Here is a 25,417-nt window from a genome sequence, read left to right as displayed (position 1 = left end):
ACCTCGATGTCGGCTCATCACATCCTGGGGCTGGAGCAGGTCCCAAGGGTTTGGCTGTTCGCCAATTAAAGTGGTACGTGAGCTGGGTTCAGAACGTCGCGAGACAGTTTGGTCCCTATCTGCCGTGGGCGTCGAAATTTGAGAGGAGTTGACCCTAGTACGAGAGGACCGGGTTGAACATACCTCTGGTGTACCTGTCGTCGTGCCAACGGCGCAGCAGGGTAGCTATGTATGGACGGGATAACCGCTGAAAGCATCTAAGCGGGAAGCCTCCCTCGAGATAAGATTTCATAGGACGGTCGAAGACCACGACCTTGATAGATCGGATGTGGAAGCGCGGTAACGTGTGGAGCTAACCGATACTAATTGTCCTATTCGCGCTTGATGAGTCCCACCATCAATGACAGCTCTGACAAGACTGTTACGATGGTTGAATATCCAGCCTAAGTGCACGGCATCTGATTTGAAAAACTTCGCGCATACACCGGCTTCATTGCTTGGTGGCCATAGCGTCTGTGACCCACCCGATCCCATCTCGAACTCGGCCGTGAAACCAGACTGCGCCGATGGTACTAGGGCTCAAGCTCTGGAAGAGTAGGTCGTCGCCAGGCATTGCAGCCGGTGTGTTCGCGAAAACCCATTCACAATGTCAGGGACGTCAACGTCTCTACGCGCCTTGGCGCGGGGTGGAGCAGCCCGGTAGCTCGTCAGGCTCATAACCTGAAGGTCACAGGTTCAAATCCTGTCCCCGCAACCAATAAAACACCGTCAGGCCAATGGCTTGGCGGTTTTTTTGTGTCCGGCGCGGATCGGCATTTCGACTATTCCGCAGTCGGAATGCCGACTTTTCAGCCCTATCGTTGTCGGCGCCTGCGCGAGCGGGCTGCCGGGATTGACGCTCCACTTGCGCGATATGGGGCTTGCCCGGTTGCGGGCCGGTTTTGTCGATGCGATGCGCCTGCGGGGTGAGGCGCGGCTGCCGTGGTCGCGGGGCATCGCGCTGCGCCACGCCCCTGTCATGCCCTGCTCGTTGGCGACATGGCGCGGGTCGCCGCAAGCGCCCACCGGCCGCCGCCCATCATTGCCCCTGTCGCGCATCGGCGCGAAACGCTGGCACATTGCGAGAGGGTGGCCGCCTCGCGGCCGGAGGCATGGCCTGACCGCGCCGATTGGCAAGCCGTTGCCGTCGTGCGAGAGACGCACGATGACTGAAGGTGACATGCCGTTCGAATTCGTGCGCGAGTGCGTCCTTCTGGGACGTCGCTGGCGCGCGCGGGTGGATGAGCGGTTGAAGCCGACGGGCATGACGCTGGCGCGCTTCACCGTGCTCTACTGGGTCGACGAACTGCCGGCGGGCTTCACGCAGCGCGATCTGGCCGATGTGGTCGGCATCGAGGGGCCGACCCTGGTGCGCTTGCTCCACGCGCTGGAGGATCTGGCACTGATCGAGCGCGTCGCGGTCGCCACCGATCGACGTGCGAAGACGATTCGCCCGACCGCCGCGGCGGCGCCGCTGCTTCGCGAGCTGACCCGCGTGTGCGCCGAACTCAGCCAGGAACGCCTGTCCGGTCTGGAGAAACGCCGCCTGCCCAGTGCGACCCGCCTCGTCCGCGAGGCGCGCGCCGCGCTGGAATAGACCCCGTCAGCGGACGCGCGGACCGCCATAGGGCAACGGCGGCGGCGGGCGACGGTCGCGCCGCGGAAGCTGTGCCTGATAGGCATGGCCGCAGTGATCGACGCAATAGGGGAAGCCGGGGTTCACCTTCTCCCCGCAGAAATGGAAATCGGGCTCGCCGGGATGCCCCAGCGGCCATTTGCAGATGCGATCGTTCAGATCGAGCAGGCTCGTCTTGCCCTCGATCTCCTTGCTCGGCTTGGCCGGCACCAGGCGGCGCGGCGGTGCCGGGGCGATCGGCGGAGCCTGCTCGCCGGGATTTTGCCGCACAAAGCCACCGGGACCGACCGAACGCAGCACGGGCGCGTCGGGCGCCGGGCGCGGCGTGGCCGGAGCGGCCGGCGTCTCGGACTTCTCCTCATCCCCTTCCCACGGCGCGGGAGCGGCCACCTTTGGCGGCTCGGCGGCACGGGGCGGCGGTGGCGCAGGGCGCGGGGCGGGGGGAGCGGCCGGCGCCTTTGGCTCCGCGGCCTTCTTCGAGTCGGAGTCGTTCGGCCTGACCGGCGAGGGGCGCGATTGCAGGCCCAGGCGGTGCGCCTTGCCGATCACCGCGTTGCGGCTCACACCGCCCAGCGCCTCGGCGATCTGGCTGGCGGTCTGGCCGCCTTCCCACATCTTTCTCAGCGTATCGATCCGCTCGTCGGTCCAGCTCATTCTCTAATCCCATTGTCGCGCTTGCGGGGGCAGGCGGGGTCGATTACGCGATGCCGCGATGCTCGACCAGCCCTCCCATGGCGCCCGAAACCAGCAACCCGCCCCCGGCGTCCCGACGATCCGGAACGTAAACTGGGGCGGGTTGAAGACCCTCTATGTGAAGGAGGTGCGCCGGTTCTTCAAGGTGCAGCTCCAGACGATCTGGGCGCCGGCCATCCAGACGCTGCTGTTCCTGATGGTCTTCACGGTCGCGATGGGCGGGCGCACGGCCGTCCACCTCGGCGGCGCGACCGTGACCTTCGCCGATTTCATCGCGCCCGGCCTGATCGTCATGGGCATGCTGCAGAACGCCTTCGCCAACGCCAGCTTCTCGCTGTTGGTCGGCAAGATCCAGGGCACGATCGTCGATTATCTGATGCCGCCGCTGTCGACCGCCGAACTGCTTGCGGCGCTGGTCGGTGGCGCGGTGACGCGCGCGATCTGCGTGGGGCTGGCCGTGTGGCTGGCAATGGCGCTGTGGCCGGGCGTCCACGTCACGCCGGTGCAGCCGCTGGCGATCCTGTGGTTCGGGATCATGGGATCTGTGTTCCTTGCGCTGCTGGGCGTCTTGACATCGACATGGGCGGAGAAGTTCGATCACGCCGCCGCGGTCACCAATTTCGTGGTCGGGCCGCTCGCGCTCCTGTCGGGTACCTTCTATTCGGTCGATCGGCTGTCGCCCGCGTTCCAGGCGATCAGCCACGCCAACCCGTTCTTCTACATCATCTCTGGCTTCCGCTACGGCTTCGTCGGCGCGACCGACGGCTATATGTCGATCTGGGCGTCGGGCGCGATCATCGGGGCGATCGATATCGTGATGGCGATCGGGGTCTATGCGCTGCTCAAAAGCGGATGGAAGCTCAAGAATTGACGCTGCGCCCCGACCGCCGATAGAAGCACGTTCCGGCGGTCCCATCCGGGGCCGCCTTTTGCTTTTTGAAAGGACACGCTCGTGGCGATCACTCCCCTCATGCCCGTCTATCCCCGGTGCGGGGTGCGGCCGGTGCGAGGCGAGGGCGTGTACCTGTACGGGGAGCGCGGCGAGCAATATCTCGATTTCGCCGCCGGCATCGCCGTCAACGCGCTGGGCCACGGCCACCCGCACCTGACGAAGACGTTACAGGATCAGGTCGCGACGCTGATGCATGTCAGCAACCTGTACGGCAGCCCCCAGGGCGAGGCGCTGGCGCAGCGGATCGTCGACAACTGCTTTGCCGACACGGTGTTCTTCACCAATTCGGGCGCCGAGGCGGTCGAATGCGCGATCAAGACGGCGCGGCGCTATTTCCACGTCGAAGGGCGGCCCGAACGGCACAAGATCATCACCTTCCACAACGCCTTTCACGGGCGGACGATGGCGACGATCAGCGCGACCAACCAGGCCAAGATGCGCGAGGGGTTCGAACCGCTCCTGCCCGGTTTCGCCTATGCGCCGTTCAACGATCTGGAGGCGGCGCTCGCGCTGATCGACGATCAGACCGCGGGTTTCATGGTCGAGACGGTGCAGGGGGAGGGCGGGATGACCGCCGGCACCCCCGAGTTCATCCAGGGCCTGCGCAAGGCTTGCGACGAGCACGGCCTGCTGCTGATCCTCGACGAGATCCAGTGCGGCTACGGCCGCACCGGCAAGTTCTTCGCCTATGAACATTACGGCATCGTGCCGGACATCATGACGGTGGCGAAGGGCATCGGCGGCGGCTTCCCGCTCGGCGCGTGCCTGGCGACCGAGGAGGCGGCCAAGGGCATGGTCGTCGGCACCCATGGCTCTACCTATGGCGGCAATCCGCTGGCGATGGCGGCGGGGCAGGCGATCCTGGACGTGATGCTGGAGCCGGGTTTCTTCGACGGCGTCGCTGCGAAGGGCGACCGGCTGCGCGCCGCGTTCGAGCAACTGATTCCCAACCACGACCATCTGTTCGAGGAAATCCGGGGCAAGGGCCTGATGCTGGGCATCAAGCTGAAGGAACCGGCGGTCGCGCGCGATTTCGTGGCGCACCTGCGCGACAACCACGGGCTGCTGACGGTCGCGGCGGGCGAGAATGTGTTCCGCGTGCTGCCGCCGCTGGTGATCGAGGACGCGCATATCGCCGAATGCGTCGAGCGGCTGAGCGCGGGCGCGCGCAGCTATGCGCCGGTGAGCGATGATTAGCTCCCTCTCCCTGTGGGAGAGGGAGGGAGCCGCGGAGCGGCGGAAGGGTGAGGGCAGGGGGCGGCGAGCCGTCCTCACCCTTCCCACTCGGCTGCGCCGAGCGGGCCCCTTCCCTCTCCCGGCGGGAGAGGGATCCTGATGCGCCATTTCCTTGACCTGTCCGATGCCGGTGCCGATGGCATCGCTGCGATCCTGGCCGATGCGCTCGACCGCAAGCGCGCGCGTGGTGACCTGCCCAAGGGCGCGCCCGACGCCGATGCGCCGCTCGCCGGGCGGACGCTGGCGATGGTGTTCGAGAAGTCATCGACCCGCACCCGCGTGTCGTTCGACATGGCAATGCGCCAGCTCGGCGGATCGGCGCTGATCCTCGACAGCGGTACGTCGCAGCTCGGCCGCGGCGAGACGGTGGCGGACACCGCGCGCGTGCTGTCGGGCTTCTGCGACGCGATCATGGTGCGCACCGACGATCACGCCAAGCTGCTGGAGATGGCCGAATATGCCAGCGTGCCCGTCATCAACGGGCTGACCGATGCCTCGCACCCGTGTCAGATCGTCGCCGACCTGCTGACCGTCGTAGAGGAAGGTAAGGCGCTGCCCGGCAGCAAATGGGCGTGGCTGGGCGACGGCAACAATGTGCTGCATTCGATCATCGAGGCGGCCGGGCTGTTCAAATTCTCGGTGATGGCCGGCTGTCCGGAAGGCTATGATCCGGACCCGCGCTGGGGCGATGCCGCCAATGCCGCGCTGACCGGCACCAACGCCCGGATCGACATCGATCGAGATCCGGCACGGGTGATCGCCGGTGCCGACGTGGTCGTCACAGATACCTGGATTTCGATGGGCCAGGCCCATGCCGAGGAAAAGCTGGCGGCGATGATGCCGTATCAGGTGACCGAGGCGCTGATGGCGCAGGCCGCGCCGGACGCGATCTTCCTCCACTGCCTGCCCGCGCATCGCGAGGAGGAAGTTGTCACAGGGGTGATCGACGGGCCGCAATCGCGCATCTGGCGAGAGGCGGAGAATCGGCTGCACGCGCAGAAATCGGTTCTGCGCTGGTGCTTCGGGCAGATCGGTTGACGCGGTAGCGACGGCTTCCCAAATCGGTCATGCCAGCGCACGCTGGCATCTCAGGCAATTGACCCGCGTGTGCGGCATGAGATTCCGGCGTCCGCCGGGGTGACGAGGTATTATGGCTGACACTCCCCCCATTTCCGATCTCGACCGCGTCGTCGGCTTCGCCATCCCGGCGCGCCATGCCCGCGGACGGATCGTGCGCGTCGGGCCAGTGCTCGAGCAGATCCTCAACGCGCATGCCTATCCCAAGCCGGTCGAGGCGCTGCTGGCGGAGGCGCTGACGCTCACCGCGCTGCTCGGCGCGCTGCTCAAGGACGCGCGCGGCCAGCTCACGCTCCAGGCGCAGACGCGGGGGGGGATCGTGTCGCTGCTGGTGTGCGACTACCGCGACGGCGAGTTGCGCGGCTACCTCCAGTTCGACGCCGACCGGCTGGTCGAGGCCGGCGAGGCGCCATCGCTGTTCGCGCTGTTCGGCACGGGCTATCTCGCGATCACCTTTGACCAGGCGACGAGCGGCGAGCGTTACCAGGGTATCGTCCCGCTCGACGGGGCCTCGCTCGCGGAGGCGGCGGAACGTTATTTCGACCAGTCGGAACAGATCCCCAGCCTGATCCGGCTGGGGACGAACCATGGCGCGGACGGCAAGTGCATCGCCGGTGGCCTGTTCCTCCAGCATATGCCGGAAGGCGAGGATGGCGGCGAGCGGCTTCACGCGCGCGATCAGCATTCCGAATGGGAACATGTCGAGGCGCTGGGTGCGACGATGGGCGTCGATGAACTCGCCGATCCGGCGGTCCCGCTGGAGGAGCTGGTCTGGCGGCTGTTCAACGAGGAGGACGAGGTGCGCGTGCTCGCCGCGACGCCGCTCGCCAAGGGCTGCCGCTGCGACGCCGACTATATCGCCGGCGTCCTCGCCAAGTTCGCCCCCGAGGATCGGGCCGAAATGGCCGATTCGGACGGCGTGATTTCGGTCGACTGCGCCTTCTGCTCTACCAAGTTTCCCGTGCCGGTATCCGGGATCGTTTCGTAACCGTCATTGTAAGGTCGCGGGCCGCCTCCCACATGCTATCGGACCGATCGTCGCACCGGATCTGCCCGGCCGCGACGGTTTCGGCCTGGAGTCGGGGAGATGACGGTTTGGCGCCTGGTGCGCCCGGCACTCGCCGGCGCGCTGCTGCTATCGGGAATGACCGCGTTCGCGGCGCCGGCCCAGGCGCCGCGCTTCATCGCGCTCGACACGATGCAGCAGGGGATGTGGCAACTGCGCGAGACCGGCGGCGGCGCGCGCGCGACGTGCGTCCGCGATCCCGCCGCGCTGTTCCAGTTGCGCGGCAATGGCGCGCAATGCTCGCGCTTCGTCATCGAGAACACGGCGACCACCGCGACCGTCCATTACACCTGCCCCGGTCGCGGGCACGGCCGGACGACCATTTCGGTCGAGACCCCGCGGCTGGTGCGCATCGAGAGCGAGGGGATCGATAACGGCGCCCCCTTTTCGCTCGAACTCGAAGGGCGGCGGACCGGCAGCTGTCCGGCCAACTGACGCCTTCCGCGTTCACCGGGCCTTAACCAAGATCGATATATAGGGATTTGGTGCCAGTCAGCGGGCACGCCTATCTCCCTAGCTGAGAAGTCCTGGGCCGTCCTGATCGGGCGGCCCTTTCTTCATGTGGTTGCGGGATGCCGTCCAACGGCGTAGCGATGCCGACATCATGACAGAGGAAGTAACGGCGGCGGTCGTCCTGATTTCGGGCGGGCTCGATTCGATGGTTTCGGCCGCGCGCGCGCGCGAGGACGGACATCGGCTGTTCGCGCTGTCGATCGACTATAACCAGCGCCACCGCCTCGAACTCGCCGCCGCCCGCCGGATCGCCGCGCATCTGGGCGCATCCGCCCATGTCGTCCTGCCGCTCGACCTGTCGGCGTTCGGCGGATCGGCGCTGACCGACGACATCGACGTGCCAAAAGACGGCGTGGGAGAAGGCATCCCCGTCACCTATGTACCCGCGCGCAACACGATCTTCCTCAGCCTCGCGCTGGGCTGGGCCGAGGCGGCGGGCGCGCGCGACATCTATATCGGCGTCAACGCGCTCGATTACTCCGGCTATCCCGATTGCCGGCCCGAATTCATCGCCGCCTATGAACAATTGGCGGAACTCGCCACCAAGGCCGGGGTCGAAGGCGCGCCCTTCCGTATCCGCGCGCCGCTCCAGAACATGACGAAGGCCGAAATCGTCGTCGAGGCGGCGCGGCTGGGGCTGGACGCGGGGATGAGCTGGTCCTGCTACGATCCCGCGCCCGGCGGAGTGCATTGCGGGCTGTGCGACAGTTGCCGGCTGCGCGCCAAGGGCTTCATCGACGCCGGCCTGCCCGATCCCACGGTCTACGCCGCGCGGGCCTGAAGAGTCGGGAATGAGCTACGCCGTCAAGGAAATGTTCCTCACGCTCCAGGGCGAGGGCGTGAACGCCGGCCGACGCGCGGTGTTCGTGCGCTTCGCCGGCTGCAATCTGTGGTCGGGCCGCGAACGGGACCGCGCGACTGCGGTGTGCCGCTTCTGCGACACCGATTTCGTCGGCACGGATGGAGCGGGCGGCGGCAAATTTGTCGATGCGCCGGCGCTGGTCGATGCAGTGGAACTGCACTGGGGCGCGGGCGCCGAGCGCCGCTTCGTCGTGCTGACCGGGGGTGAGCCGATGCTCCAGGTCGATGATGCGCTGGTCGACGCGCTCCACGCGCGCGGCTTCGAGATTGCGATGGAAAGCAACGGCACGATTGCGGCGCATCCCGGCCTCGACTGGGTCTGCGTCAGTCCCAAGGCCGGGAGCGAGGTGGTCCAGCGTTCGGGCGACGAACTCAAGCTGGTCTGGCCCCAGCCCGGCAGCGACGCCGATGTGATGGAGGGCTGGGACTTCGCCCATTTCCTCGTTCAGCCGATGGATGATGCGGCGGGCGTGGAAAATGTCCGCGCCGCGGTCGATTTCGCGATGGCGCGGCCGAAATGGCGCCTGTCGCTCCAGACGCACAAGGCGCTGGGCCTGCGCTGAGGCGCCCGGCTTTGCGTCCTATGCCGGCGGCCAGTTCAGTGCGCCGCACTTCTTGGGCTGCCACTGGTCGCGGCGCCAGCAGACGTCGTCGAAGCGCGGCATCGCCGGCGCCGGTACGTGGAAGCCGTGGTAGAAGCGCTGCTCGCCGGCCAGAACCAGGCTGTTGCGCATCTGGCGCAGGCGTTCCTGAGCGAGCGTGGTGAAGCTGCCGCGCGGTGTGAACACCGCCATGTGCGAAATCTCGCCCGCCGTCTGGCAGAAGGTGAGCTGCGCCATCACCGTCGAATAGCTCGAATAGACGCGCGTGCCATATTGATCGAGGGCGGTCTGCCCGGCCTTGGGCGTCTTGTTGACGCGTTTGAAATAGGCTTCCAGCACGTCATACTGCTTGTCCAGTTCGACCGCATGGTCCTTCAGCAGCTTGTTGTAGTTGGGCAGCGTCATCAGCATCGGCGCGAACTGGCACTGGAGCGCCGCTACGTTGAGCGCGGCGCGCAGGTTCCACGCCAGCGCCGCCTTCAGTTCGTTGGGGGTCGCGCCGGGCAATGGCTGGGCGATCATGCCCGGTTCGGTGCCGTCCACCACCGGGCCGCGCAGGTCCGGCGACTTGAAGAAGAACTGCGCCTTCGCCGGCGCCGCGGCGCCCAGCGCCAGCGTGGTGGCCGACAACCCGGCCAGGATACGCAACATCATGACAACCCTCTCGCTTCGGCGTCTCGCTCCGGGGCCTTGCCGCCCCGTCTCCCAACCGGCGTTAACCTCAAGTGACGCCACGATTAGGCAGATTTGTGGCACGGCCCAAGCGCTTTCTCCACCGCTCGTCCCGATGAGTGTCCGACCTCCCGAATCGAAAGGGGCCACCCGGACGGATCCGGGCGGCCCCTCGACGAAAGCCAGACGCTTCCGCCAGCGCGATTACATCGCGTTGGTGGTCGTCGTGGTCGTGGTGTTGGTGACGACGGTGTCGTTCGCCAGCACGTCGTTGCCCAACGCGCCGTCGACCGCAGTCATGTTGTCGGTCATCGTGCCGTCCATCATGGTGTCGGTCGCGTTCAGGTCGGTCACGACGGTGTTCTCGGTCGTGGTGGTCTCGGTCGTGCCGCCGCAAGCGGACACGAGCAGCGCCGCACCGGCGATCATCGAGCCCGTCAGGGCCTTGGAAAGAATTGCACGCATTGGAAGCTCCCTAGATAAGGCGATCCGGGCTGGCTGGATGCACTTTATATTACCCAAATCGCGGTAGACATTAATCGGTTCCGCCCACGCCCTCAAGCCTCGTTTTGCAGGCGGCACGAAAGCGCGTCGAGAAAGGCGGGCAGGCTCAACGCCAGGGCGGCGTCGAAAGTTGCGAAATCATGCGGTTTGCCCAGCGCCTGGGCGCTCGTCACGCCGTAATCGGCGATGCCGCACGGCACGATGCCGCCGAAATGCGCGAGGTCGGGCGACAGGTTCACCGAAAAGCCGTGCATCGTCACCCAGCGGCGCACGCGCACGCCGATCGCGCCGATCTTGGCCTCGCCCCGCACCGGATCGCGCGTCCAGATGCCGATCCGCCCGTCGGCGCGGAAGGCGTCGATGCCGATCCGCGCCAGCGCCGCGATCACCCAGCCTTCGAGCGCATGGACGAAACAGCGCACGTCGCGCCCGCGCCGGCCCAGGTCGAGCACCAGATAGCCGATCCGCTGGCCCGGGCCGTGATAGGTGTAGCGCCCGCCGCGCCCCGCCGCGAACACCGGAAAACGCGGGTCGATCAGCTCGGCCGTGTCGGCGCTGGTGCCGGCGGTGTAGAGCGGCGGGTGTTCGAGCAGCCAGGCCAGTTCGGGCGCGGTGCCCGCCTGCACCGCCGCGACCCGCGTTTCCATCTCGGCCAGCGCCTGCGCGTAATCGACCGGGGCCGGCGCGGTCCGCCATTCGATGCCTTCGCGAAGATCGGTCATGGCGGATCAGATGCGGGGCGCGGGCGCGATTGGCAAGCGGTGCGGCGTTCGGCTAAGTGCGCGGGCCGAAAGGCGCGAACGAGGGGCCGGCAATGGTGAAGATGGGCGATGTCTGGGACCGCACGGTCGAATTCCTGGGCGACAATCTGACGCTGCTGTTGCCGATCGTGCTGCTGGCGCTGTTCGTTCCGACCTCGATCGCCGACAGCCTGGCGGAGGTGTCGGCGTCCGGCGGGTTCGGGCTGAAACTGGGTTTCGCCATCCTTTCGCTCGCCTTCGCGATCCTGTCGTTGTGGGTGCAGCTGGCGATCGTCGCGCTGGCGATCGATCCGGCGATCGGCCGGCGCATGACGACGGTCGCCACCCAGCGGCTGCTGCCCGCGGTCGGCGTGTTCCTGATGGTGCTCGTCGGCGCGATCCTGCTGTCGCTGCCGATCGTCGTCATCGCGGGGCTGAGCGGCGCCGATTTCGCCGCGATGCAGGACGGGCGCGGGGCGCAGGCGAACCTCGGCGGCGGCTATGCGCTCGCGTTGCTGCTGGCGGGGATCGTGATCGTCGCGGTCGCCCTGTTCCTCGCCGCGCGGCTGTTGCCGCTGTCGGGGGTGATCGTCGCGGAGCGGCGCGGGACGGGCGCGATCGCCCGCGCGTTCGCGCTGTCGCGCGGCATCGGCTGGCGGCTGGTCGGCGTCGTCATCCTCTACACCGTCGTCGCCCTCGTCGCGATCCTCGCGGCGCAGACCGTATTCGGATCGATCCTGAGGCTGGTCGCGGGCGGCGAGGGGCCGATTTCGATCGCCGCGATCATCACCGCGATTGTCGTGGCGGGCGTGAAGACGATCTTCACCGTTCTGGCCGCCGCGTTCTGCGGAAAGCTCTATACCGCGATTGTCGCTGGTCGCGATGCCGCCACGCCGATATCGGCCTGATCCATGATCCTCGATTTCAAGGCGCCCTTCGCCGATGCCCTGTCGGCATGGCGGCGCGATCGCGCGCTGCTGCTGCCGCTCGCCGGCCTGACCTTCCTGCTGCCGCAGCTCGGCGTGCAACTGCTGCTGCCCGGCCTGCCGCCGCTCGATCCGCAGGCGCAAGGCGAGGCGGCGATGGCGGCGTGGCGCGACGCGGTGGTCGCCTGGGCGGGCCAGCATGGCGGCTGGTTCCTGCTGGCGCCGATGATCGCGCTGTTCGGCGCGCTCGTGGTGATGGCGCTCTACCTCGCGCCGCAGCGGCCGACGCTGGGCGGGGCGCTTGCGCGCGCAGGGGCGCTGTACCTGCGTTTCCTGCTCGCCTCGATCCTCGTCTCGCTGCCGATGGGAATGCTGCTGGCGGGCGCGGTTTCGGCGCCGGTGCTAATGCTCTTCGCTGCGGCGCCGATTTTCTATGTCTATGGCCGAACGATGCTGATGGGGCCGGTGATCGTCGCCGAGGCGCCCGTCGGCGCGGTCGAGGCGGTGGCGCGCAGTTGGCGGATGACGCGCGGCAACGGCTGGATCATGGCGTCGCTCTACGCCGCCATCTACCTGATTCCGGCGCTGCTCGGCAGCCTGGGCCTGTCGATCGGCGCGCTCGGCGCGTCGGATGCGGGGCCGAACCCGGTGCTGCTCGCGGTCGGCGCCGTCGTCGCCGGCATCTTCTCGTCGATCGGCGCGCTTGCCCTCGCGCTGGTCGCGGTCGCCGCCTATCGCCGACTGGCGAGCAAGGGCACATGAGGGGCGGCGTCGGCCGGTAGCACACCCGTGACGCGCGGATCGTCGAACGTCTCCACCTTCCGCGTGACCGCCACGAAGCCGGCAGCCCGATAGAAGCCCAGCGCGCGCGGGTGATCGAGCGTGCAGGTGTGCACCCACACCCGCTCGACGCCCTTGCGCCACGCTCGCGCCAGCGCATGCCCCATCAGCCAGCGACCCTGGCCCTGTCCGACCAGTTCGGGAACCAGCCCGAAATAGGACAGTTCGCACTGGCCGGGCTCACGGAAGTCGAGTTCGAGCATCCCGACCTCGATTCCCGCCGGGTCGAGCACCGCGAGGATCGAAACATCGGGATCGTGGATGATCGACAACAGCCGCGCGTCGTCCATCACCAGCCGCGAGAACCACAGCCACGGCGCGCCGACGCGGGCGAACAGCGCGCGATATTTGTCCGGCGATGGCCGGTCCCATGCCGCCAGCCGCAGCCGCGAATCGGGCAGCGGCCGGGGGCGGGGCCGTGCGCGCATCTCCAGCGTGGTGACGATCGTCGCCACCTGTGTGTCGGCTACGGGCGTCAGGCTCATCTTCTATTTTGTGAGAGCCACTATCTGAAAGCGATCTTTGATCTGTTTCTTAACATCGAACCAAGAGCAGAAGGCCACGCCATCTTCGATCCATTCAACTGTCATGTACGGACCACCCGACTTCAGTTGCACGATATCGCCCGCAACAATTTCCATTTCCCCCTCCTTCGCATTGAGCGCGGAACATAACAAGAATGTAACAAGTGCGCAATCAGCTCCACGTCGCGCGGGGCGGCAGGCTCATCAGGATCGCGTCGATGTTGCCGCCGGTCTTGAGCCCGAACAGCGTGCCGCGATCATGGACCAGGTTGAATTCGGCATAGCGCCCGCGCCATTCGAGCATCGCCGCCTCGTCCTGTGGCGTCCACCCATCGTTCATGCGCCGTCGCACGATTCGCGGATAAACCTCCAGGAAGGCGCGCCCGACATCCTGGGTGAACGCGAAGTTCGCGGCGAAATCCCCCTCCAGATGATCGTAGAAGATGCCGCCGACGCCGCGGTGGACCCCACGGTGCGGAATCCAGAAATAGTCGTCGGCCCATTCCTTGAAGCGCGGATAATGCGTCGAATCATGCCGGTCGCATGCCGCCTTCAGCTCGGCGTGGAAATCATCGGTATCGTACTGGTCGGGGATCGGCGGATTGAGGTCCGCGCCGCCGCCGAACCATCGCTTCGTGGTCACCAGGAAGCGCGTGTTCATGTGCACCGCCGGGACGCGGGGGTTCGCCATGTGCGCGACCAGGCTGATGCCGGTGGCGAAGAAGCGGGGATTGTCGCCCGCGCCGTGGATCGACTTGGCGAATTCGCCCTCGAAGGTGCCGCCGACGGTCGAGACGTTGACCCCGACCTTTTCGAACACGCGGCCCTTCATCACGCCGCGCACGCCGCCGCCGCCGGGTTCGCCGCTCGGATCGGCGCGGTCCCACGGCGTGTATTCGAACGCGGCGTCCGATCCCGCCTCGCGCTCCACGGCCTCGAATTCGGCGCAGATCAGGTCGCGCAGGGTCTCGAACCAGTGGCGGGCTTGGGTCTGTTCGGCGTCGAGCGGTTGCATGGAAAGGGGCCTTAGCGAAGCGTGGACGGCGGAGTCGATGGGACGAATTGTCCACCCGTCGCCGGCCAGCGCCCCGTCTGCCGCAGTCCTTCCGCCAGCACGATCGCCGCCGATACGCCGAGGTTGAGCGAGCGGAGCGGCGGGGCCATCGGGATGACGACACGGGCATCGGCGCGGGCGTGGACGTGGTCGGGTACGCCCGCGCTCTCGCGGCCGAACAGCAGGATGTCGTCGGAGTCGAACGCAAAGTCGTGCAGCGGCGTCGCGCCCCGCGTGGTCAGCAGCACCAGCCGCCCGCGCGCCTGGCCCTCGAACGCATCCCAGGACCGGTGCCGCGTCAGGTCGACATGGTCGATATAGTCCATCGCCGCGCGCGCGACGCGGCGATCGTCCCACATGAATCCCATCGGTTCGATGAGGTCCAGCGCGACGCCCAGGCATGCGCAGGTGCGCATCACCGCGCCGACGTTTCCGGCGATATCGGGCTGGTAGAGAGCGATCCGCATGGTGGTGCGGCTAGCGCCGTGCGGGCGCGCGCGCAAATTGCTGTTGGCAAAGCGTGGCGTGGCCGTTTATCAGCGCCCCAGCCACCGGGGGCACCGGGCGGCCCCTCGCGGCTATCCGCGGGGAATCCCGTACCGGCGCGCGTTACTGCGCCACCGAATTTGAAGTGCAAGGGCTAGTGCATGGCAACGCTTGAAGACGCTGTTCCGGCCGGAGACGCCGCCCATGACGGGCTGGCCGATCCCCGCCGCCGCGATTATCTGCAGATCGGCGCCGTCGCCTTCGCCGGTGTCGGCGTCGGCGTGGTCGCGCTGCCGCTCATCAACCAGATGAGCCCGTCGGCGGACGTGCTGGCGCTGTCGACCACCGAACTCGATATCTCGGCGATCCAGCCCGGACAGTCGATCAAGGCGACCTTCCGCAAGCAGCCGCTGTTCGTGCGCAACCTGACGCCCAAGGAAATCGCCGAGGCCGATGCGACCCCGGTGTCCGACCTGCGCGATCCCCAGACGCTGGAGGAGCGCACCAAGGAGGGCAAGAAGAACTGGCTCATCACGCTGGGGGTCTGCACCCACCTCGGCTGCGTGCCGCTGGGCGCGGGCGAGGGCGAGAACAAGGGGCCGTTCGGCGGCTATTTCTGTCCGTGCCACGGTTCAGCCTATGACACCGCCGGGCGCATCCGCACCGGCCCGGCGCCGACCAACCTGCACGTGCCGGACTATGCATTCACGTCCGACACCGTCGTGACGGTCGGGTAAGGGAGAGACACGGATCATGAGCTTTCCCTGGGCCAAGCATTACGAGCCGAAGCTGCCGCTGATGAAGTGGGTGGACGACCGGCTGCCGCTGCCGCGCTTCGTCTACAACGCGGTGGGCGCCGGCTATCCGGTGCCGCGCAACCTCAATTATTTCTGGAATTTCGGCGTCCTCGCCGGCGCGGCGCTGGCGATCCAGATCGTCACCGGGATCGTGCTGGCGATGCATTATGCGTCGAATGCGGATCTCGCGTTCAACTCGGTCGAGCACATCATGCGCGACGTCAACGCCGGCTGGTTCATCCGCTACGCCCACGCCAACGGCGCGTCGATGTTCCTGGCCGTCGTCTACATCCACATCGGCCGAGGGCTCTATTACGGTTCGTACAAGCCGCCGCGCGAGATGGTGTGGCTGCTGGGTGTCGTCATCTTCCTGTTGATGATGGCCACCGCGTTCATGGGCTATGTGTTGCCGTGGGGCCAGATGAGCTTCTGGGGCGCGCAGGTCATCACCGGATTCTTCTCGGCGATACCCATGGTGGGAGAGACGCTGCGCGTGTGGCTGCTGGGCGGCTTCGCGCCGGACAACGCCGCGCTCAACCGCTTCTTCTCGCTCCACTATCTGCTGCCGTTCGTCATCCTGGGCGTCGTGGTGCTGCACATCTGGGCGCTGCACATTCCGGGTTCGTCGAACCCGACCGGTGTCGAGGTGAAGGATGAGCAGGATACGGTGCCGTTCCACCCCTATTACACGGCCAAGGACGGCTTCGGCGTCGCGGTGTTCCTGCTGATCTTCGCAGGCCTCATCTTCTTCGCGCCGAACCTGCTGGGCCACCCGGACAATTACGTTCCGGCCAACCCGCTGTCGACGCCGGCGCATATCGTGCCCGAATGGTATTTCCTGCCGTTCTACGCGATCCTGAAGTCGTTCACCTTCGACTTCATCCTGTCGGCCAAGCTGTGGGGCGTCCTCGCGATGTTCGCGTCGATCCTCGTGCTGTTCTTCCTGCCGTGGCTCGATACGTCGCCGGTGCGCTCGGCCAATTACCGCCCGACCTACCGCGTGTTCTTCTGGATCCTCGTCGTCGACGTGCTGGTGCTCGGCTATGTCGGCGGGGCGGAACCGATCGCGCGCAACGTCATCCTGGGCCAGGTCGCGACCGCCTATTACTTCCTGCACTTCCTGGTGATCGTGCCGATCGTGTCGTCGATGGAACGGCCGCGACCGCTGCCCAATTCGATCACCGAAGCCGTGCTGGCTGGCAAGGGCGGCACCAGCCCGGCCCACACCGCGATGACCGGCGGCGCTGCCGCGCCGGCCGAATAAGGACGCTAGGACAATGGTTCGTATCATCGGCTTCCTGGTCGGTATCGGCTTCGCCTTCGTGCTGGCATTGAGCCTCTTCACCACCGTGGTGGGGGCGATCCGGGAGCCTGCGCCCGAGACGGCGGAACACGCCTTCCACCTGAAGCCCAAGGAACTCGACCTGCCGTCGAACGGCGTGGCCGGCAAGTTCGACAACCAGCAGGTCCAGCGCGGCTTCCAGGTCTACAAGGAAGTCTGCGCCGCCTGCCACTCGCTCAAGCTGGTCGCGTTCCGCGACCTGCAGGGCATCGGTTACAACGAGGCCGAGGTGAAGGCGATCGCTGGCCAGTGGGCGATCGAGACGCCCGCTCCGAACCCCGAAACGGGCGAGATGGCGACGCGCAAGAACATGGCGTCGGACAAGTTCCCGTCGCCCTTCGCCAACGATATCGCCGCGCGCGCCGCGAACAACAACGCGATTCCGCCGGATCTGTCGCTGATGGCGAAGGCGCGCCACGACGGCGGGGCGTACATCTATTCGCTGCTGACCGGCTATTCGAACCAGCCGGCCGATCTGCTGAAGCGCTTCCCCGACGCCAAGACGCCGGAGGGGCTGCACTTCAACCGCTATTTCGCGACGCTCAACCTCGCGATGGCGCCGCCGATCACGGCGGACGATCAGGTCACCTACGTCGATGGCACCCGCGCGACCAAGGACCAGATGGCCAAGGACGTCGCGGCGTTCCTGGTGTGGACGGCCGAACCCAAGCTGCAGTCGCGCCATTCGGCCGGCTGGGCGGTGATCGGCTTCCTGCTGATCTTCTGCTTCCTCACCTACGGCGCCTATCAGAGCGTCTGGCGGGGCGTGAAGCACTGAGGCGACTGCCGGGCGGACATGTCCTCCGCCCACTGATGAACAGGGCAGGGGCGGTGCAGCGGAACGTTGCGCCGCCCTTGTCGTTTCTGGCGAGACGCCATCCTGCATCCGGGAGAGTGACATGCTCCGCCTTCGCACCTTCGCCCTTGTCGCCGCCGCCGGGCTCGGTCTCTCCGCCTGCACCGACGGCTATGGCTATTCGGGCGTCTCGCTCGGCTATTCGAGCGGCGGCTACGGCGGATATTACGGCGATCCCCATGGCGGGTACGGATATGATCGCGGCTATCCCGGCTACGGCTCGCCCTATTGGGGCTGGCACGGCGACTATTATTACCCGGGCACCGGCACCTACGTCTATGACAGCTACCGACGGCCGCACCGCTGGAGCGACGCGCAGCGCGCCTATTGGGAAGGTCGCCGCCGTGGCTGGCAGGGCAATCGCACGGAGATCCGCGACAATTGGCGCGACCATGCGCGCGATCGCCGGCAGGATGACCGGGCATATCGCGACGGCCGGCGCGGCGACTGGCAGGACTATCGTCGCGGCGAAGTGACGCGCGAACAGTTCCGCCGCGAGCGTGCCGACGATCGGCGCGACTATTCCCGTGAACGCCGCGACGACCGCCGCGACGTGCGTCGCGAGAACCGCCGGGAGCGGCGCGACTGAAGGTTCAGTTGACCGGCCGTCGCCGGTACAGCCCGATCCCTACGAAGCTCATCACGGGCACGTCGTCCTGGTTGAATACGGTCATGCGGCTGCGGACGCTGCCGATGTCGGGGCGACTGTTCGACGCGCGTACCTCTTCGACTTCGGTCTCGCAGCGCAGGATGTCGTCGGGATAGACCGGCTTCAGCCAGCGCAGTTCGTCGATCCCCGCCGCGCCCAGCCCGGCGCTGCCGCCCGTCTCGGTCTGCCAGTGGGCGACGTTCATCGCCATGGTCATCGCGGCGGTATGCCATCCGCTCGCCGCCAGCCGCTTGAAGTGCGTGGCGGCGGCGGCCTCGTCGGAAAGGTGGAAGGGTTGTGGATCATATTTCCGCGCGAATTCGATCACCTCGTCGCGGGTCACCTCATATCGTCCGAAGGCGGCCCGATCGCCGACGCGAATATCTTCCCAGTAGCGCATCAACTAGGTTTCGCGCCGAAACCCTTCGCTGGCAAGCCTCAGCGTGTCAGCGCGTCGTCGAAAGCCGCGTCGCTGCCGTCCACGTCGGTTGCCGGCGGTAGCCCCAGCAGGCGACGCAGTAGGGGATAGATATCGACATTGTCGAAACTCGGTAGCGTCACGCCGCGTCGGAACGCCGGGCCGCTGGCGATGAACAGCGCGCGCATGTCGGGCGCGTCGTTGTCATAGCCATGTTCGCCGCCTTCCTCGCGGTTGGGCTTTCCCTCGACGATCCGCCAGCCGGGATCGGCCAGGCAGAACCACGGCGGGACGCGCGGGTTGCGGCCGTAGTGAAAGCGCGCGGGAATCTGCTCCTTGGGCCAGCATTGCACATGCGGCCGGCTGCGCGACAGGCTGGCGGCGAGCTGGGCCTCGCGGCCCGGCAGCGGGGCGAAGCTGGCGAACACCCCGTCCTCGACGACGCGGCCGTCCTCGGGCGATGCGAGGTCGCGGACCTGGACGATGCGGTCGCCCGTCACCTGCGCCATGCCGTGATCCGAGGTGATGAGGATATCGGCGGGTTGCCGAAGCGCCACGAGCTGCGCGACCAACGCCCCTACCGCAGCGTCCGCCTCGGCGATCGCCGCATCGGTGCGCGGATCGTTCGGGCCGAAACGGTGCCCGGCGGTGTCGACGATGTCGAAATACAGCGTGACGAAGCGCGGTCGGCTCGTCGCGGGGCGCCGGAGCCAGTCCACGACGGTATCGACGCGCTGGCGATCGTCGACATATCCGCTGAACGGAACCCAGTCGTCCGGCCGCACGCCGCCGGTGATGTCGTTGGGCCATTGATCGTCGCGCGTACCACCCACTGCCACATTCGAGCCTGGCCAGAACATCGCGGCGGTGCGGATGCCGGCCTTCTCCGCATCGACCCAGACCGGCGGCGCGGCGTTCCACCACCACGGATCGTCCGTGGCCATGGTGAAGGCCCGCCGCTTTCCTTCGGGGTCCTCGATCCGGTTGGAGACGATGCCGTTGCGATCGGGGCGCAGCCCGGTGACGACCGTCCAGTGGTTGGGAAACGTCTTGGAGGGAAACGATGGCCGCATTTCCGCGCGGACGCCGGCCGCCGCGAGCTGCGATAGCGACGGCGTGATTCCGCGATCGAGATAATCCGGCCGGAACCCGTCGATGGAGATCAGGATCGTGACCGGCGCGCGCTGTTCGGCGGCATCGGCGGCCAGCGTGGAGGGGGCTGCCGGATGCCGCGGCGCGGACGCACCGGCACAGCCCGCGAGGGCGGCGAACAGGAGGAACAGGGCTGATGTCGGGCGCATGACCGCGTTAAGAGCCCAGCCAGGTTACACGGCGGTGACGATAATGGGCCGGGCCCGATCGCCGGCGATCAGATGCGGCGCGAGGCCGGCGACCAGCTTGCCGGAATCATCATCCAGGCGGCGCCCGGCGCCTCCAGCACGCGGGGTTTCATCGGCAGCGACGGCTTGCGTTCGGGCAGGCGCGGTGCGGGCGCGCGAGCCTGCACCGTGTCGATCGTCTGCGACGGTTGCGGGTTCGTCGTGTCTGCGGCGATTACCGGCGAAGCTGCGAACAGCGCGATACCGGCAAGGAGCGGACGAAGCGTCATAGCGCGACGATACACCGATTCGCCGCAAGCCGCAATGGCGACCGTAACGATTGTCACCACCCGCGCGGCCGGCGTCACACGTTGAAGCGGAACAGCATCACGTCGCCATCCTTGACGACATAATCCTTGCCCTCGGACCGGAGCTTGCCGGCGTCGCGCGCGCCCGCCTCGCCCTTGAACTGGACATAGTCGTCGAACGCGATCGTCTCGGCCCGGATGAAACCGCGTTCGAAATCGGTATGGATCTCGCCCGCCGCCTGCGGGGCCTTCGCGCCGACATGCGTCGTCCACGCCCGCGCTTCCTTCGGCCCCACGGTGAAGAAGGTCAGCAGGTGCAGCAGATCGTAGCCCGCGCGGATCACGCGGGCCAGGCCGGTTTCCTCCAGCCCCAGTTCGGCGAGGAATTCGGCGCGGTCCTCCGCCGGCATCGTTGCGATGTCCGCCTCGATCGCCGCGGAAACGACGACGGCCTGCGCGCCTTCCGCCTTCGCTTTTTCGAACACCTTCGCCGACAGCGCGTTGCCGTTCGCGGCGTCCTCCTCGTTCACATTACAGACGTAGAGGACGGGTTTCGCGGTGATGAGCTGCGAGCTGGCGAACAGGCGCTCCTCCTCCGCGTCCTTTGGTACGGTCAGCCGCGCGGGCTTGCCGTCGCGCAGCAGGTCCAGCGCCTGGCCCAGCACGCTGGCGGCGATCTTCGCCTCCTTGTCGCCCTGTGCCGCCTTCTTGGCGAGGTTGGGAACGCGCTTCTCCAGCGATTCGAGGTCCGACAGCATCAGCTCGGTCTCGACCGTCTCGGCGTCGGCGATCGGATCGACCCTGTTGTCGACATGCTGGATGTCGTCGTTCTCGAAACAGCGCAGGACGTGGACGATCGCGTCCACCTCGCGGATGTTGCCCAGGAACTGGTTGCCCAGCCCTTCGCCTTTCGACGCACCGCGGACCAGCCCGGCGATGTCGACGAAGCCCAGCTGCGTCTCGATGATCTTGGCTGATCCGGCGATCTCGGCCAGCTTCGACAGGCGTGGATCGGGCACCGCGACGTTGCCGACGTTCGGCTCGATCGTACAGAACGGATAATTGGCGGCCTGCGCCGCGGCCGTCTCGGTCAGCGCGTTGAAGAGCGTCGATTTGCCGACGTTCGGCAGCCCGACGATGCCGCAGCGGAATCCCATGAAAACACTCGTCTCGATTGTCGATGAAGCGCGCCCGATAGGCCAGAAGCGCGATTGACGCCAGCATCGACGCGCGTAGCGCCCCGCGTTTCCTGCACCGCGACCGGCAGGCGATCGCCGATCTCGCCGCGCCGCTGGAGACGGTCGGCCTGCGGCAACGCCATCAGCCGGAAATCGGAGAGAGCCGGAACCGTTCCGGCGCGCCGTCAACGATAGTTGAAGCTGATCGAGATGCGATCGTCCTTCGCCGCATTGGGCATCACCTCGTGCCGCAGCCAGCTTTCCCACAGGAACAGGCTGCCTTCCGCCGGTTCGGCGTAGACGAAGGTGTCGGGGCGGGCGGGGGCGGCCATCAGCATCGGCAGGCGCGGGTCCTCCAGCTTCAGCGCGCCCGATCCCGGCGGCACGGCGACATAGACGGTGCCGGACACCACGCTGTGCGGGTGGATATGCCCCGAATGGGTGCCGCCGGGCTTCAAGACGTTCACCCAGAGGCTGTCGAGCCTGAGCCTTCTGCCCAGCTCGAACCCGCAATCCTTCGCGAACCGCGCGACATGGCGGTTGAGCAGCTTCACCAGATCCCCGAACCGCGGATCGCGGGCGGGCAGGTCGTTGAGCGAGGCATAGCTGGTGTAGCCGCGATAGCCCTTGTCCTTCGACCAGGCCCGGCCCGCGCGATCCTCCCGCGCCAGCTCGCGGCACGCCTCGACCAGTTCGGAAACCAGTTCCTCGTCGCCCAGCGCGGCTTCGTAGAAGTGGGTGGGAAACAGGCTGCGGGTGGTCATTCGCCGAGCCTCAGCGCGACATCGTTCATGAACCGCACGTCGTCGCCCTGCGCCAGCCAGGCCGCTTCGGCGGCGATCGCGCCGAGCAGGTCGCTGAGCGGCTCGATCTCGGACTTGTGCCAGTTCGACAGGACGTGGCCGGTCACCCGGTCCTTGTGCCCAGGATGGCCGATGCCGATCCGGACGCGGCGGAAATCGGGGCCGATGTGCTGGACAGTGGATTTCAGCCCGTTCTGCCCGGCGGTGCCACCACCCGCCTTCACCTTCACCTTGAGCGGCAACAGGTCGAGTTCGTCGTGGAAGACGGTGATGTCCGCCGGCGTCAGCTTGTAGAAATCCATCGCCGCGCGGATGCTGCGGCCGCTTTCGTTCATATAGGTGCCGGGCTTGAGCAGGACGAGCTTGTCGCCGCCGATGCGGCCGTCCTGCGTCCAGCCCTGGAACGCCTTACGGGGCGCCGAAAATCCGTGCAGCGCGGCGATCGCGTCGATCGCCTGGAACCCGGCGTTGTGCCGGTTCAGCGCATATTCGGGTCCCGGATTGCCCAGGCCGACCCAGAGTTGCATCCGGTACGCGTCCTCTGCCCGGCGACGGGAGGGGCGGGGAAAAGCGGACGGCGCGTCGCCGGGGCCGTCCACCCGCGGAGTTTCCCCTTTGCCGGTCCCCGCCCCGTTTGAAGGGGAGGGGACCGGAAGCGGGATTATTCGCCCTTCGCCTCTTCGGCCGGCGCTTCGGCGTCCTGCGTCTCGGACTTCAGGGCCGACGGCGCGATCACGGTGGCGATGGTGAAATCGCGGTCGTCGATCGCCGACGACGCGCCCTTGGGCAGCGTGACGTTGGAGATGTGGATGGTGTCGCCGACTTCCAGGCCCTTGAGCGAGACGGTCACCTCGCTCGGGATCTGCGCGGCATCGACCACCAGCTCCAGCTCGTGGCGAACGATGTTCAGCACGCCGCCGCGCTTGATGCCCGGTGCGTCATCCTCGTCGGCGAACACGATCGGCACCGCGACGGTAACCGTGGTGTGCTCGCCGATGCGCAGGAAGTCCACATGCAGCGGACGATCGGTGACGACGTCGAAAGCGACATCCTTCGGCAGCGTGCGCACCGGCTTGCCGCCGGCGTCGATCATCACGACCGAATTCATGAAGTGGCCGGTGTTCAGCATCTTGGCGAGCTCGCGCTCGTTGACGCTGATGCTCTGCGGGTCCTGCTTCATGCCGTAGATCACGGCGGGGACGCGGCCTTCGCGACGCAGTGCACGGGAGGCTCCCTTGCCAGCCCGGTCGCGCGTCTCGGCCGACAGCGTAAGCGTGTCGCTCATGTGTCTCAAATCCGATATGCTAGTGTTTCGTGGCTTGCGTAGGCGGGCCTCCAGGGATGACCCCGCCCAAGCAAGCGCGCGCCCTTAGCGGAAGGTGGGCCGCATGGCAAGATCGCCGCCCGCGCGGGGCATGTGCGCGGGCGACGACCAGGCAGTCGGCGACGGGATCAATATTCGATCCGCGTCGCCTTCAGCTGGTAGTCGGCGAGCTTCGCCTGGACGCTGTTGTCGCCGGCCAGGTGGCCGGCGCCGACCGCGACGAATACGGTCCCCGGCTGCTTCATCCGCTCGTGGATCCACGTCGCCCAGCGGGCGTTGCGATCGTAGAGGATGGTCTTCGCCACCTCGGGCGAGTCCTTCAGCCCCTCGTTCATCGTGCGGGCCAGCGCGTCGGGATCGCCCTTCGCCCAGTCGACGATCATCGTGTCGAGCGTCTGGACGCCCTTGGGCAGTTCGTCGAGCGTGGTCTTGAGGAAGGTCAGCTGCGCCTCGGCCGTCATTCCATCGAAGAAGCCGATCTGCTGCTCCGCGGTTTCCAGCCCGGACACCGGCTTGCCGGCGGCCTTGGCGGCCTCGGTCAGCACCTTTTCCGCGCCCTGCTTGGGGTCATAGCCCGCCTTCATCACCGGACCCATCGTCAGCGTCATGCCCGCGAACCACGGCTTCAGCCGGTCGGCGGCCTGCGCCGGGATGCCCAGCTCGCCGATCGACTTCAGATAATAGTCGCGCTTGTCCTCGGGCAGCTGCGTGCTGAGCGCCGGCGTGCCCGGCGCGGCGATCGCCTTGGACATGATGATGCCCTGCATCGTCTGGGCGTCGGGCTCGACCATTTCGAGCACCAGTTCCTTCGAATCGTCGAACGCGGTCTTCACCGCCTCGTCGAACCACGACAGGCCCGGCTTCAGCACGTGGACGGTGCCGAACAGGTAGATGGTGGTATCCGCGTCCTTCACCACCCACAGCGCGGGATCGGCGTCCTGCGTCTGCGGCTGGGGTGCCGGCTGCGCGCAGGCGGGCAGGGCGGTCGTCGCCAACAGGCCGGCGGCGGCAAGCGCGAAGGATTTGCGGAACGAGTAATACATGTCTTTTATCCCTTTGGAGTTGAAGCGGAAAATATCAGCGGATCTTGCGATAGCCATAGGCGATCATCATCGCGGCGAACAGGATGCCCGCCATCGCATAGTGCGACGGCTCGCTCACCCAGCCGCCCTTCCACAGGAAGAACCACGGCGGATAGACGATCAGCAGCGCGTTCGCCCCGACAGCGGAGGCCCAGATATTGTCGGCGCGCTCGACCTCGTCGACGCGGCGCAGGAACAACACCGTCCCGACCGTCAGCGCCAGCACCGTCACCACCGCCGCGACGATCGCGAACCAGGCCGGCAGCGTTCCGGTCATGAAGCCGCCGGCGTCGATTTCGAACATCGCCGCGCCCGCGCCGACCAGCATGCCGACGAAGAACAACGTGCCCAGGATCAGCCAGAACGACCGGCTGTTGCGTACCGCGGCCGCTTCGCCGGGCCCGCTCGGCGGATGCCTTGCGCGGTCGCGCGCCGCCAGCCACACGCCGGTCGCGATCACCCCGACCAGCCCGGCGATGCCCGCCAGCACCGCCCAGGGCAGCATCGGCCGCGCCTCGCCGCCGGTATAGCCCTGGTAGATGCCGATCACGAACGGCAGCCCCAGCATCGCGAGCACGCCCGCCACCACCAGCCACAATGTCCGCCGCGAACGTGGCGCATCGTCACGATCAGTCATCGCCGTCCCCGTCATCGAAAACCTCCTCGATCGTCAGGTCAAACAGCCGCGCGATGCGGAACGCCAGCGGCAGCGACGGATCATGCTTGCCCGTCTCGATCGCGTTCACCGCCTGTCGCGACACGCCCAGCCGGCCGCCAAGCTCCGCCTGGCTCCAGTCGCGTTCCGCGCGCAGCACTTTCAGGCGGTTGCGCAAAGTCGTCCTTCCCTGACCAAATGTCAGCTCTACCTGACAACAACTAGGGTGATTCGCGGTTGATGTCAACATTACCTGACACAATGT

General features: G+C 67.0%; 33 protein-coding genes, 1 tRNA gene and 2 rRNA genes. 17 read left to right on the top strand and 19 right to left on the bottom strand.

All coding sequences use genetic code 11. From position 1 onward, the window contains the following. From VYI76_RS16560 to VYI76_RS16550, 3 genes are all read left to right on the top strand, one after another. Positions 1 to 385: ribosomal RNA gene (locus VYI76_RS16560) — 23S ribosomal RNA — on the top strand; the annotation flags it as partial. Between the two features lie 111 nt (positions 386 to 496). Continuing rightward, a 5S ribosomal RNA gene (rrf, locus tag VYI76_RS16555) occupies positions 497 to 611 on the top strand. 69 nt (positions 612 to 680) lie between these two features. After that, positions 681 to 757, top strand: a tRNA-Met gene (locus VYI76_RS16550). On the opposite strand, the gene VYI76_RS16545 is transcribed toward VYI76_RS16550, so the two are convergent. Beyond that, a complete protein-coding gene (locus VYI76_RS16545; RefSeq protein WP_326525914.1) occupies positions 728 to 1,009 on the bottom strand; it encodes a hypothetical protein in 282 nt (93 codons plus the stop codon). The two genes, VYI76_RS16550 and VYI76_RS16545, sit on opposite strands and share 30 nt — an antisense overlap. 195 nt (positions 1,010 to 1,204) lie before the next feature. Here VYI76_RS16545 and VYI76_RS16540 point away from each other — a divergent pair, with 195 nt between their 5' ends. Beyond that, the gene (locus tag VYI76_RS16540; RefSeq protein WP_326525913.1) at positions 1,205 to 1,636 is read left to right on the top strand and encodes a MarR family transcriptional regulator; all 432 of its coding nucleotides are present in this window, start codon (positions 1,205 to 1,207) and stop codon (positions 1,634 to 1,636) included. 6 nt (positions 1,637 to 1,642) lie between these two features. Here VYI76_RS16540 and VYI76_RS16535 read toward each other — a convergent pair whose 3' ends face one another. After that, the gene (locus VYI76_RS16535; protein ID WP_326525912.1) at positions 1,643 to 2,329 is read right to left on the bottom strand and encodes a GcrA family cell cycle regulator; all 687 of its coding nucleotides are present in this window, start codon (positions 2,327 to 2,329) and stop codon (positions 1,643 to 1,645) included. Between the two features lie 58 nt (positions 2,330 to 2,387). On the opposite strand from VYI76_RS16535, the gene VYI76_RS16530 reads away from it, so the two are divergent. The 7 genes from VYI76_RS16530 to queE all read left to right on the top strand — a co-directional run bounded on the left by VYI76_RS16530 (position 2,388) and on the right by queE (position 8,636). Next, positions 2,388 to 3,239 (top strand): ABC transporter permease, encoded by an 852-nt coding sequence (locus VYI76_RS16530; RefSeq protein WP_326525911.1) that lies wholly within the window; start codon positions 2,388 to 2,390, stop codon positions 3,237 to 3,239. An 81-nt stretch (positions 3,240 to 3,320) separates the two neighbouring features. Continuing rightward, positions 3,321 to 4,517 (top strand): aspartate aminotransferase family protein, encoded by a 1,197-nt coding sequence (locus tag VYI76_RS16525; RefSeq protein WP_326525910.1) that lies wholly within the window; start codon positions 3,321 to 3,323, stop codon positions 4,515 to 4,517. A 135-nt stretch (positions 4,518 to 4,652) separates the two neighbouring features. Beyond that, the gene (gene argF, locus VYI76_RS16520; protein WP_326525921.1) at positions 4,653 to 5,594 is read left to right on the top strand and encodes an ornithine carbamoyltransferase; all 942 of its coding nucleotides are present in this window, start codon (positions 4,653 to 4,655) and stop codon (positions 5,592 to 5,594) included. A 112-nt stretch (positions 5,595 to 5,706) separates the two neighbouring features. Further along, positions 5,707 to 6,621, top strand: coding sequence for an Hsp33 family molecular chaperone HslO (gene hslO / locus VYI76_RS16515; protein WP_326525909.1), 915 nt, complete (start codon positions 5,707 to 5,709; stop codon positions 6,619 to 6,621). A 99-nt stretch (positions 6,622 to 6,720) separates the two neighbouring features. Then, positions 6,721 to 7,134 carry a DUF3617 domain-containing protein gene (locus VYI76_RS16510; RefSeq protein ID WP_326525908.1) on the top strand — a complete coding sequence of 138 codons (414 nt, stop codon included), beginning with the start codon at positions 6,721 to 6,723 and terminating at the stop codon, positions 7,132 to 7,134. Positions 7,135 to 7,258: 124 nt separating this feature from the next. Next, positions 7,259 to 7,993, top strand: a complete 735-nt coding sequence (queC, locus tag VYI76_RS16505; RefSeq protein WP_326525907.1) for a 7-cyano-7-deazaguanine synthase QueC — start codon at positions 7,259 to 7,261, stop codon at positions 7,991 to 7,993. Between the two features lie 10 nt (positions 7,994 to 8,003). Beyond that, positions 8,004 to 8,636 (top strand): 7-carboxy-7-deazaguanine synthase, encoded by a 633-nt coding sequence (gene queE / locus VYI76_RS16500; protein ID WP_326525906.1) that lies wholly within the window; start codon positions 8,004 to 8,006, stop codon positions 8,634 to 8,636. An 18-nt stretch (positions 8,637 to 8,654) separates the two neighbouring features. Here the strand turns inward: queE and VYI76_RS16495 are convergent, their stop codons facing one another. The 3 genes from VYI76_RS16495 to lipB form a co-directional block, all read right to left on the bottom strand. Further along, on the bottom strand, positions 8,655 to 9,329 hold the full coding sequence (locus VYI76_RS16495) for a hypothetical protein (protein ID WP_326525905.1): 675 nt from the start codon (positions 9,327 to 9,329) through the stop codon (positions 8,655 to 8,657). 222 nt (positions 9,330 to 9,551) lie between these two features. Beyond that, positions 9,552 to 9,812 carry a hypothetical protein gene (locus VYI76_RS16490; RefSeq protein WP_326525904.1) on the bottom strand — a complete coding sequence of 87 codons (261 nt, stop codon included), beginning with the start codon at positions 9,810 to 9,812 and terminating at the stop codon, positions 9,552 to 9,554. Positions 9,813 to 9,904: 92 nt separating this feature from the next. After that, entirely contained in the window at positions 9,905 to 10,573 is a 669-nt protein-coding gene (gene lipB, locus VYI76_RS16485; RefSeq protein ID WP_326525903.1) for a lipoyl(octanoyl) transferase LipB, read from the bottom strand. A gap of 92 nt (positions 10,574 to 10,665) precedes the next feature. On the opposite strand from lipB, the gene VYI76_RS16480 reads away from it, so the two are divergent. Together VYI76_RS16480 and VYI76_RS16475 are read left to right on the top strand one after the other, a co-directional pair. After that, positions 10,666 to 11,499: a hypothetical protein gene (locus VYI76_RS16480; protein WP_326525902.1), complete on the top strand. Its 834-nt coding sequence runs from the start codon at positions 10,666 to 10,668 to the stop codon at positions 11,497 to 11,499. Between the two features lie 3 nt (positions 11,500 to 11,502). Continuing rightward, positions 11,503 to 12,279 (top strand): hypothetical protein, encoded by a 777-nt coding sequence (locus VYI76_RS16475; RefSeq protein ID WP_326525901.1) that lies wholly within the window; start codon positions 11,503 to 11,505, stop codon positions 12,277 to 12,279. On the opposite strand, the gene VYI76_RS16470 is transcribed toward VYI76_RS16475, so the two are convergent. From VYI76_RS16470 to VYI76_RS16455, 4 genes are read right to left on the bottom strand one after another with little or no spacing between them, the layout of a single operon-like run. Next, a complete protein-coding gene (locus VYI76_RS16470; RefSeq protein WP_326525900.1) occupies positions 12,249 to 12,842 on the bottom strand; it encodes a GNAT family N-acetyltransferase in 594 nt (197 codons plus the stop codon). The genes VYI76_RS16475 and VYI76_RS16470 overlap by 31 nt on opposite strands. A gap of 3 nt (positions 12,843 to 12,845) precedes the next feature. Next, positions 12,846 to 12,998, bottom strand: coding sequence for a YodC family protein (locus tag VYI76_RS16465; protein WP_326525899.1), 153 nt, complete (start codon positions 12,996 to 12,998; stop codon positions 12,846 to 12,848). A 55-nt stretch (positions 12,999 to 13,053) separates the two neighbouring features. Then, positions 13,054 to 13,896, bottom strand: coding sequence for an oxygen-dependent coproporphyrinogen oxidase (hemF, locus tag VYI76_RS16460; RefSeq protein WP_326525898.1), 843 nt, complete (start codon positions 13,894 to 13,896; stop codon positions 13,054 to 13,056). Between the two features lie 11 nt (positions 13,897 to 13,907). After that, positions 13,908 to 14,402 (bottom strand): tRNA (cytidine(34)-2'-O)-methyltransferase, encoded by a 495-nt coding sequence (locus VYI76_RS16455; RefSeq protein ID WP_326525897.1) that lies wholly within the window; start codon positions 14,400 to 14,402, stop codon positions 13,908 to 13,910. A 180-nt stretch (positions 14,403 to 14,582) separates the two neighbouring features. Between VYI76_RS16455 and petA the strand changes: the two genes are divergently transcribed. The 4 genes from petA to VYI76_RS16435 all read left to right on the top strand — a co-directional run bounded on the left by petA (position 14,583) and on the right by VYI76_RS16435 (position 18,005). Next, entirely contained in the window at positions 14,583 to 15,158 is a 576-nt protein-coding gene (gene petA, locus VYI76_RS16450; protein ID WP_326525896.1) for a ubiquinol-cytochrome c reductase iron-sulfur subunit, read from the top strand. Positions 15,159 to 15,174: 16 nt separating this feature from the next. Next, positions 15,175 to 16,482, top strand: a complete 1,308-nt coding sequence (locus VYI76_RS16445; protein WP_326525895.1) for a cytochrome b — start codon at positions 15,175 to 15,177, stop codon at positions 16,480 to 16,482. 13 nt (positions 16,483 to 16,495) lie between these two features. After that, positions 16,496 to 17,338 carry a cytochrome c1 gene (locus VYI76_RS16440; protein ID WP_326525894.1) on the top strand — a complete coding sequence of 281 codons (843 nt, stop codon included), beginning with the start codon at positions 16,496 to 16,498 and terminating at the stop codon, positions 17,336 to 17,338. 121 nt (positions 17,339 to 17,459) lie between these two features. Continuing rightward, positions 17,460 to 18,005, top strand: a complete 546-nt coding sequence (locus VYI76_RS16435; protein WP_326525893.1) for a hypothetical protein — start codon at positions 17,460 to 17,462, stop codon at positions 18,003 to 18,005. A 4-nt stretch (positions 18,006 to 18,009) separates the two neighbouring features. Here the strand turns inward: VYI76_RS16435 and VYI76_RS16430 are convergent, their stop codons facing one another. From VYI76_RS16430 to VYI76_RS16385, 10 genes are all read right to left on the bottom strand, one after another. Beyond that, positions 18,010 to 18,465: a MaoC family dehydratase gene (locus VYI76_RS16430; protein ID WP_326525892.1), complete on the bottom strand. Its 456-nt coding sequence runs from the start codon at positions 18,463 to 18,465 to the stop codon at positions 18,010 to 18,012. A gap of 38 nt (positions 18,466 to 18,503) precedes the next feature. Continuing rightward, positions 18,504 to 19,784 (bottom strand): alkaline phosphatase family protein, encoded by a 1,281-nt coding sequence (locus VYI76_RS16425; RefSeq protein WP_326525891.1) that lies wholly within the window; start codon positions 19,782 to 19,784, stop codon positions 18,504 to 18,506. Between the two features lie 68 nt (positions 19,785 to 19,852). Continuing rightward, a complete protein-coding gene (locus VYI76_RS16420; protein ID WP_326525890.1) occupies positions 19,853 to 20,092 on the bottom strand; it encodes a hypothetical protein in 240 nt (79 codons plus the stop codon). Positions 20,093 to 20,166: 74 nt separating this feature from the next. Further along, positions 20,167 to 21,267, bottom strand: a complete 1,101-nt coding sequence (gene ychF / locus VYI76_RS16415) for a redox-regulated ATPase YchF (protein ID WP_326525889.1) — start codon at positions 21,265 to 21,267, stop codon at positions 20,167 to 20,169. Positions 21,268 to 21,473: 206 nt separating this feature from the next. Further along, positions 21,474 to 22,052 carry a TIGR02466 family protein gene (locus tag VYI76_RS16410; RefSeq protein WP_326525888.1) on the bottom strand — a complete coding sequence of 193 codons (579 nt, stop codon included), beginning with the start codon at positions 22,050 to 22,052 and terminating at the stop codon, positions 21,474 to 21,476. Then, on the bottom strand, positions 22,049 to 22,618 hold the full coding sequence (pth, locus tag VYI76_RS16405) for an aminoacyl-tRNA hydrolase (RefSeq protein WP_326525887.1): 570 nt from the start codon (positions 22,616 to 22,618) through the stop codon (positions 22,049 to 22,051). Before pth ends, VYI76_RS16410 begins: the two co-directional genes overlap by 4 nt. Before the next feature lie 134 nt (positions 22,619 to 22,752). Beyond that, a complete protein-coding gene (locus VYI76_RS16400; protein WP_326525886.1) occupies positions 22,753 to 23,376 on the bottom strand; it encodes a 50S ribosomal protein L25/general stress protein Ctc in 624 nt (207 codons plus the stop codon). Between the two features lie 167 nt (positions 23,377 to 23,543). Beyond that, positions 23,544 to 24,458, bottom strand: coding sequence for a TraB/GumN family protein (locus tag VYI76_RS16395; protein ID WP_326525885.1), 915 nt, complete (start codon positions 24,456 to 24,458; stop codon positions 23,544 to 23,546). Between the two features lie 34 nt (positions 24,459 to 24,492). Continuing rightward, on the bottom strand, positions 24,493 to 25,134 hold the full coding sequence (locus tag VYI76_RS16390) for a hypothetical protein (RefSeq protein WP_326525884.1): 642 nt from the start codon (positions 25,132 to 25,134) through the stop codon (positions 24,493 to 24,495). Then, positions 25,127 to 25,330, bottom strand: a complete 204-nt coding sequence (locus VYI76_RS16385; RefSeq protein WP_326525883.1) for a helix-turn-helix transcriptional regulator — start codon at positions 25,328 to 25,330, stop codon at positions 25,127 to 25,129. The genes VYI76_RS16390 and VYI76_RS16385 overlap by 8 nt, the downstream gene beginning before the upstream one ends. Positions 25,331 to 25,417: the final 87 nt, after the last annotated feature.

Source organism: Sphingomonas sp. (assembly GCF_035910975.1).
Lineage (GTDB): Bacteria > Pseudomonadota > Alphaproteobacteria > Sphingomonadales > Sphingomonadaceae > Sphingomonas.
Note: the sequence above shows the minus strand (reverse complement) of the source record. Positions and strands in the feature narration are given on the sequence as shown.

Bases quoted from the DNA above. Each gene is read 5' to 3' on its own strand.
- VYI76_RS16540 (WP_326525913.1), top strand. From the start codon at position 1,205: ATGACTGAAGGTGACATGCCGTTCGAATTCGTGCGCGAGTGCGTCCTT.
- VYI76_RS16535 (WP_326525912.1), bottom strand. From the start codon at position 2,329: ATGAGCTGGACCGACGAGCGGATCGATACGCTGAGAAAGATGTGGGAA.
- VYI76_RS16530 (WP_326525911.1), top strand. From the start codon at position 2,388: ATGCTCGACCAGCCCTCCCATGGCGCCCGAAACCAGCAACCCGCCCCC.
- hslO (WP_326525909.1), top strand. From the start codon at position 5,707: ATGGCTGACACTCCCCCCATTTCCGATCTCGACCGCGTCGTCGGCTTC.
- VYI76_RS16510 (WP_326525908.1), top strand. From the start codon at position 6,721: ATGACGGTTTGGCGCCTGGTGCGCCCGGCACTCGCCGGCGCGCTGCTG.
- queC (WP_326525907.1), top strand. From the start codon at position 7,259: ATGTGGTTGCGGGATGCCGTCCAACGGCGTAGCGATGCCGACATCATG.
- queE (WP_326525906.1), top strand. From the start codon at position 8,004: ATGAGCTACGCCGTCAAGGAAATGTTCCTCACGCTCCAGGGCGAGGGC.
- VYI76_RS16495 (WP_326525905.1), bottom strand. From the start codon at position 9,329: ATGATGTTGCGTATCCTGGCCGGGTTGTCGGCCACCACGCTGGCGCTG.
- VYI76_RS16490 (WP_326525904.1), bottom strand. From the start codon at position 9,812: ATGCGTGCAATTCTTTCCAAGGCCCTGACGGGCTCGATGATCGCCGGT.
- lipB (WP_326525903.1), bottom strand. From the start codon at position 10,573: ATGACCGATCTTCGCGAAGGCATCGAATGGCGGACCGCGCCGGCCCCG.
- VYI76_RS16480 (WP_326525902.1), top strand. From the start codon at position 10,666: ATGGTGAAGATGGGCGATGTCTGGGACCGCACGGTCGAATTCCTGGGC.
- VYI76_RS16475 (WP_326525901.1), top strand. From the start codon at position 11,503: ATGATCCTCGATTTCAAGGCGCCCTTCGCCGATGCCCTGTCGGCATGG.
- VYI76_RS16470 (WP_326525900.1), bottom strand. From the start codon at position 12,842: ATGAGCCTGACGCCCGTAGCCGACACACAGGTGGCGACGATCGTCACC.
- VYI76_RS16465 (WP_326525899.1), bottom strand. From the start codon at position 12,998: ATGGAAATTGTTGCGGGCGATATCGTGCAACTGAAGTCGGGTGGTCCG.
- hemF (WP_326525898.1), bottom strand. From the start codon at position 13,896: ATGCAACCGCTCGACGCCGAACAGACCCAAGCCCGCCACTGGTTCGAG.
- VYI76_RS16455 (WP_326525897.1), bottom strand. From the start codon at position 14,402: ATGCGGATCGCTCTCTACCAGCCCGATATCGCCGGAAACGTCGGCGCG.
- petA (WP_326525896.1), top strand. From the start codon at position 14,583: ATGGCAACGCTTGAAGACGCTGTTCCGGCCGGAGACGCCGCCCATGAC.
- VYI76_RS16445 (WP_326525895.1), top strand. From the start codon at position 15,175: ATGAGCTTTCCCTGGGCCAAGCATTACGAGCCGAAGCTGCCGCTGATG.
- VYI76_RS16440 (WP_326525894.1), top strand. From the start codon at position 16,496: ATGGTTCGTATCATCGGCTTCCTGGTCGGTATCGGCTTCGCCTTCGTG.
- VYI76_RS16435 (WP_326525893.1), top strand. From the start codon at position 17,460: ATGCTCCGCCTTCGCACCTTCGCCCTTGTCGCCGCCGCCGGGCTCGGT.
- VYI76_RS16430 (WP_326525892.1), bottom strand. From the start codon at position 18,465: ATGCGCTACTGGGAAGATATTCGCGTCGGCGATCGGGCCGCCTTCGGA.
- VYI76_RS16425 (WP_326525891.1), bottom strand. From the start codon at position 19,784: ATGCGCCCGACATCAGCCCTGTTCCTCCTGTTCGCCGCCCTCGCGGGC.
- VYI76_RS16420 (WP_326525890.1), bottom strand. From the start codon at position 20,092: ATGACGCTTCGTCCGCTCCTTGCCGGTATCGCGCTGTTCGCAGCTTCG.
- ychF (WP_326525889.1), bottom strand. From the start codon at position 21,267: ATGGGATTCCGCTGCGGCATCGTCGGGCTGCCGAACGTCGGCAAATCG.
- VYI76_RS16410 (WP_326525888.1), bottom strand. From the start codon at position 22,052: ATGACCACCCGCAGCCTGTTTCCCACCCACTTCTACGAAGCCGCGCTG.
- pth (WP_326525887.1), bottom strand. From the start codon at position 22,618: ATGCAACTCTGGGTCGGCCTGGGCAATCCGGGACCCGAATATGCGCTG.
- VYI76_RS16400 (WP_326525886.1), bottom strand. From the start codon at position 23,376: ATGAGCGACACGCTTACGCTGTCGGCCGAGACGCGCGACCGGGCTGGC.
- VYI76_RS16395 (WP_326525885.1), bottom strand. From the start codon at position 24,458: ATGTATTACTCGTTCCGCAAATCCTTCGCGCTTGCCGCCGCCGGCCTG.
- VYI76_RS16390 (WP_326525884.1), bottom strand. From the start codon at position 25,134: ATGACTGATCGTGACGATGCGCCACGTTCGCGGCGGACATTGTGGCTG.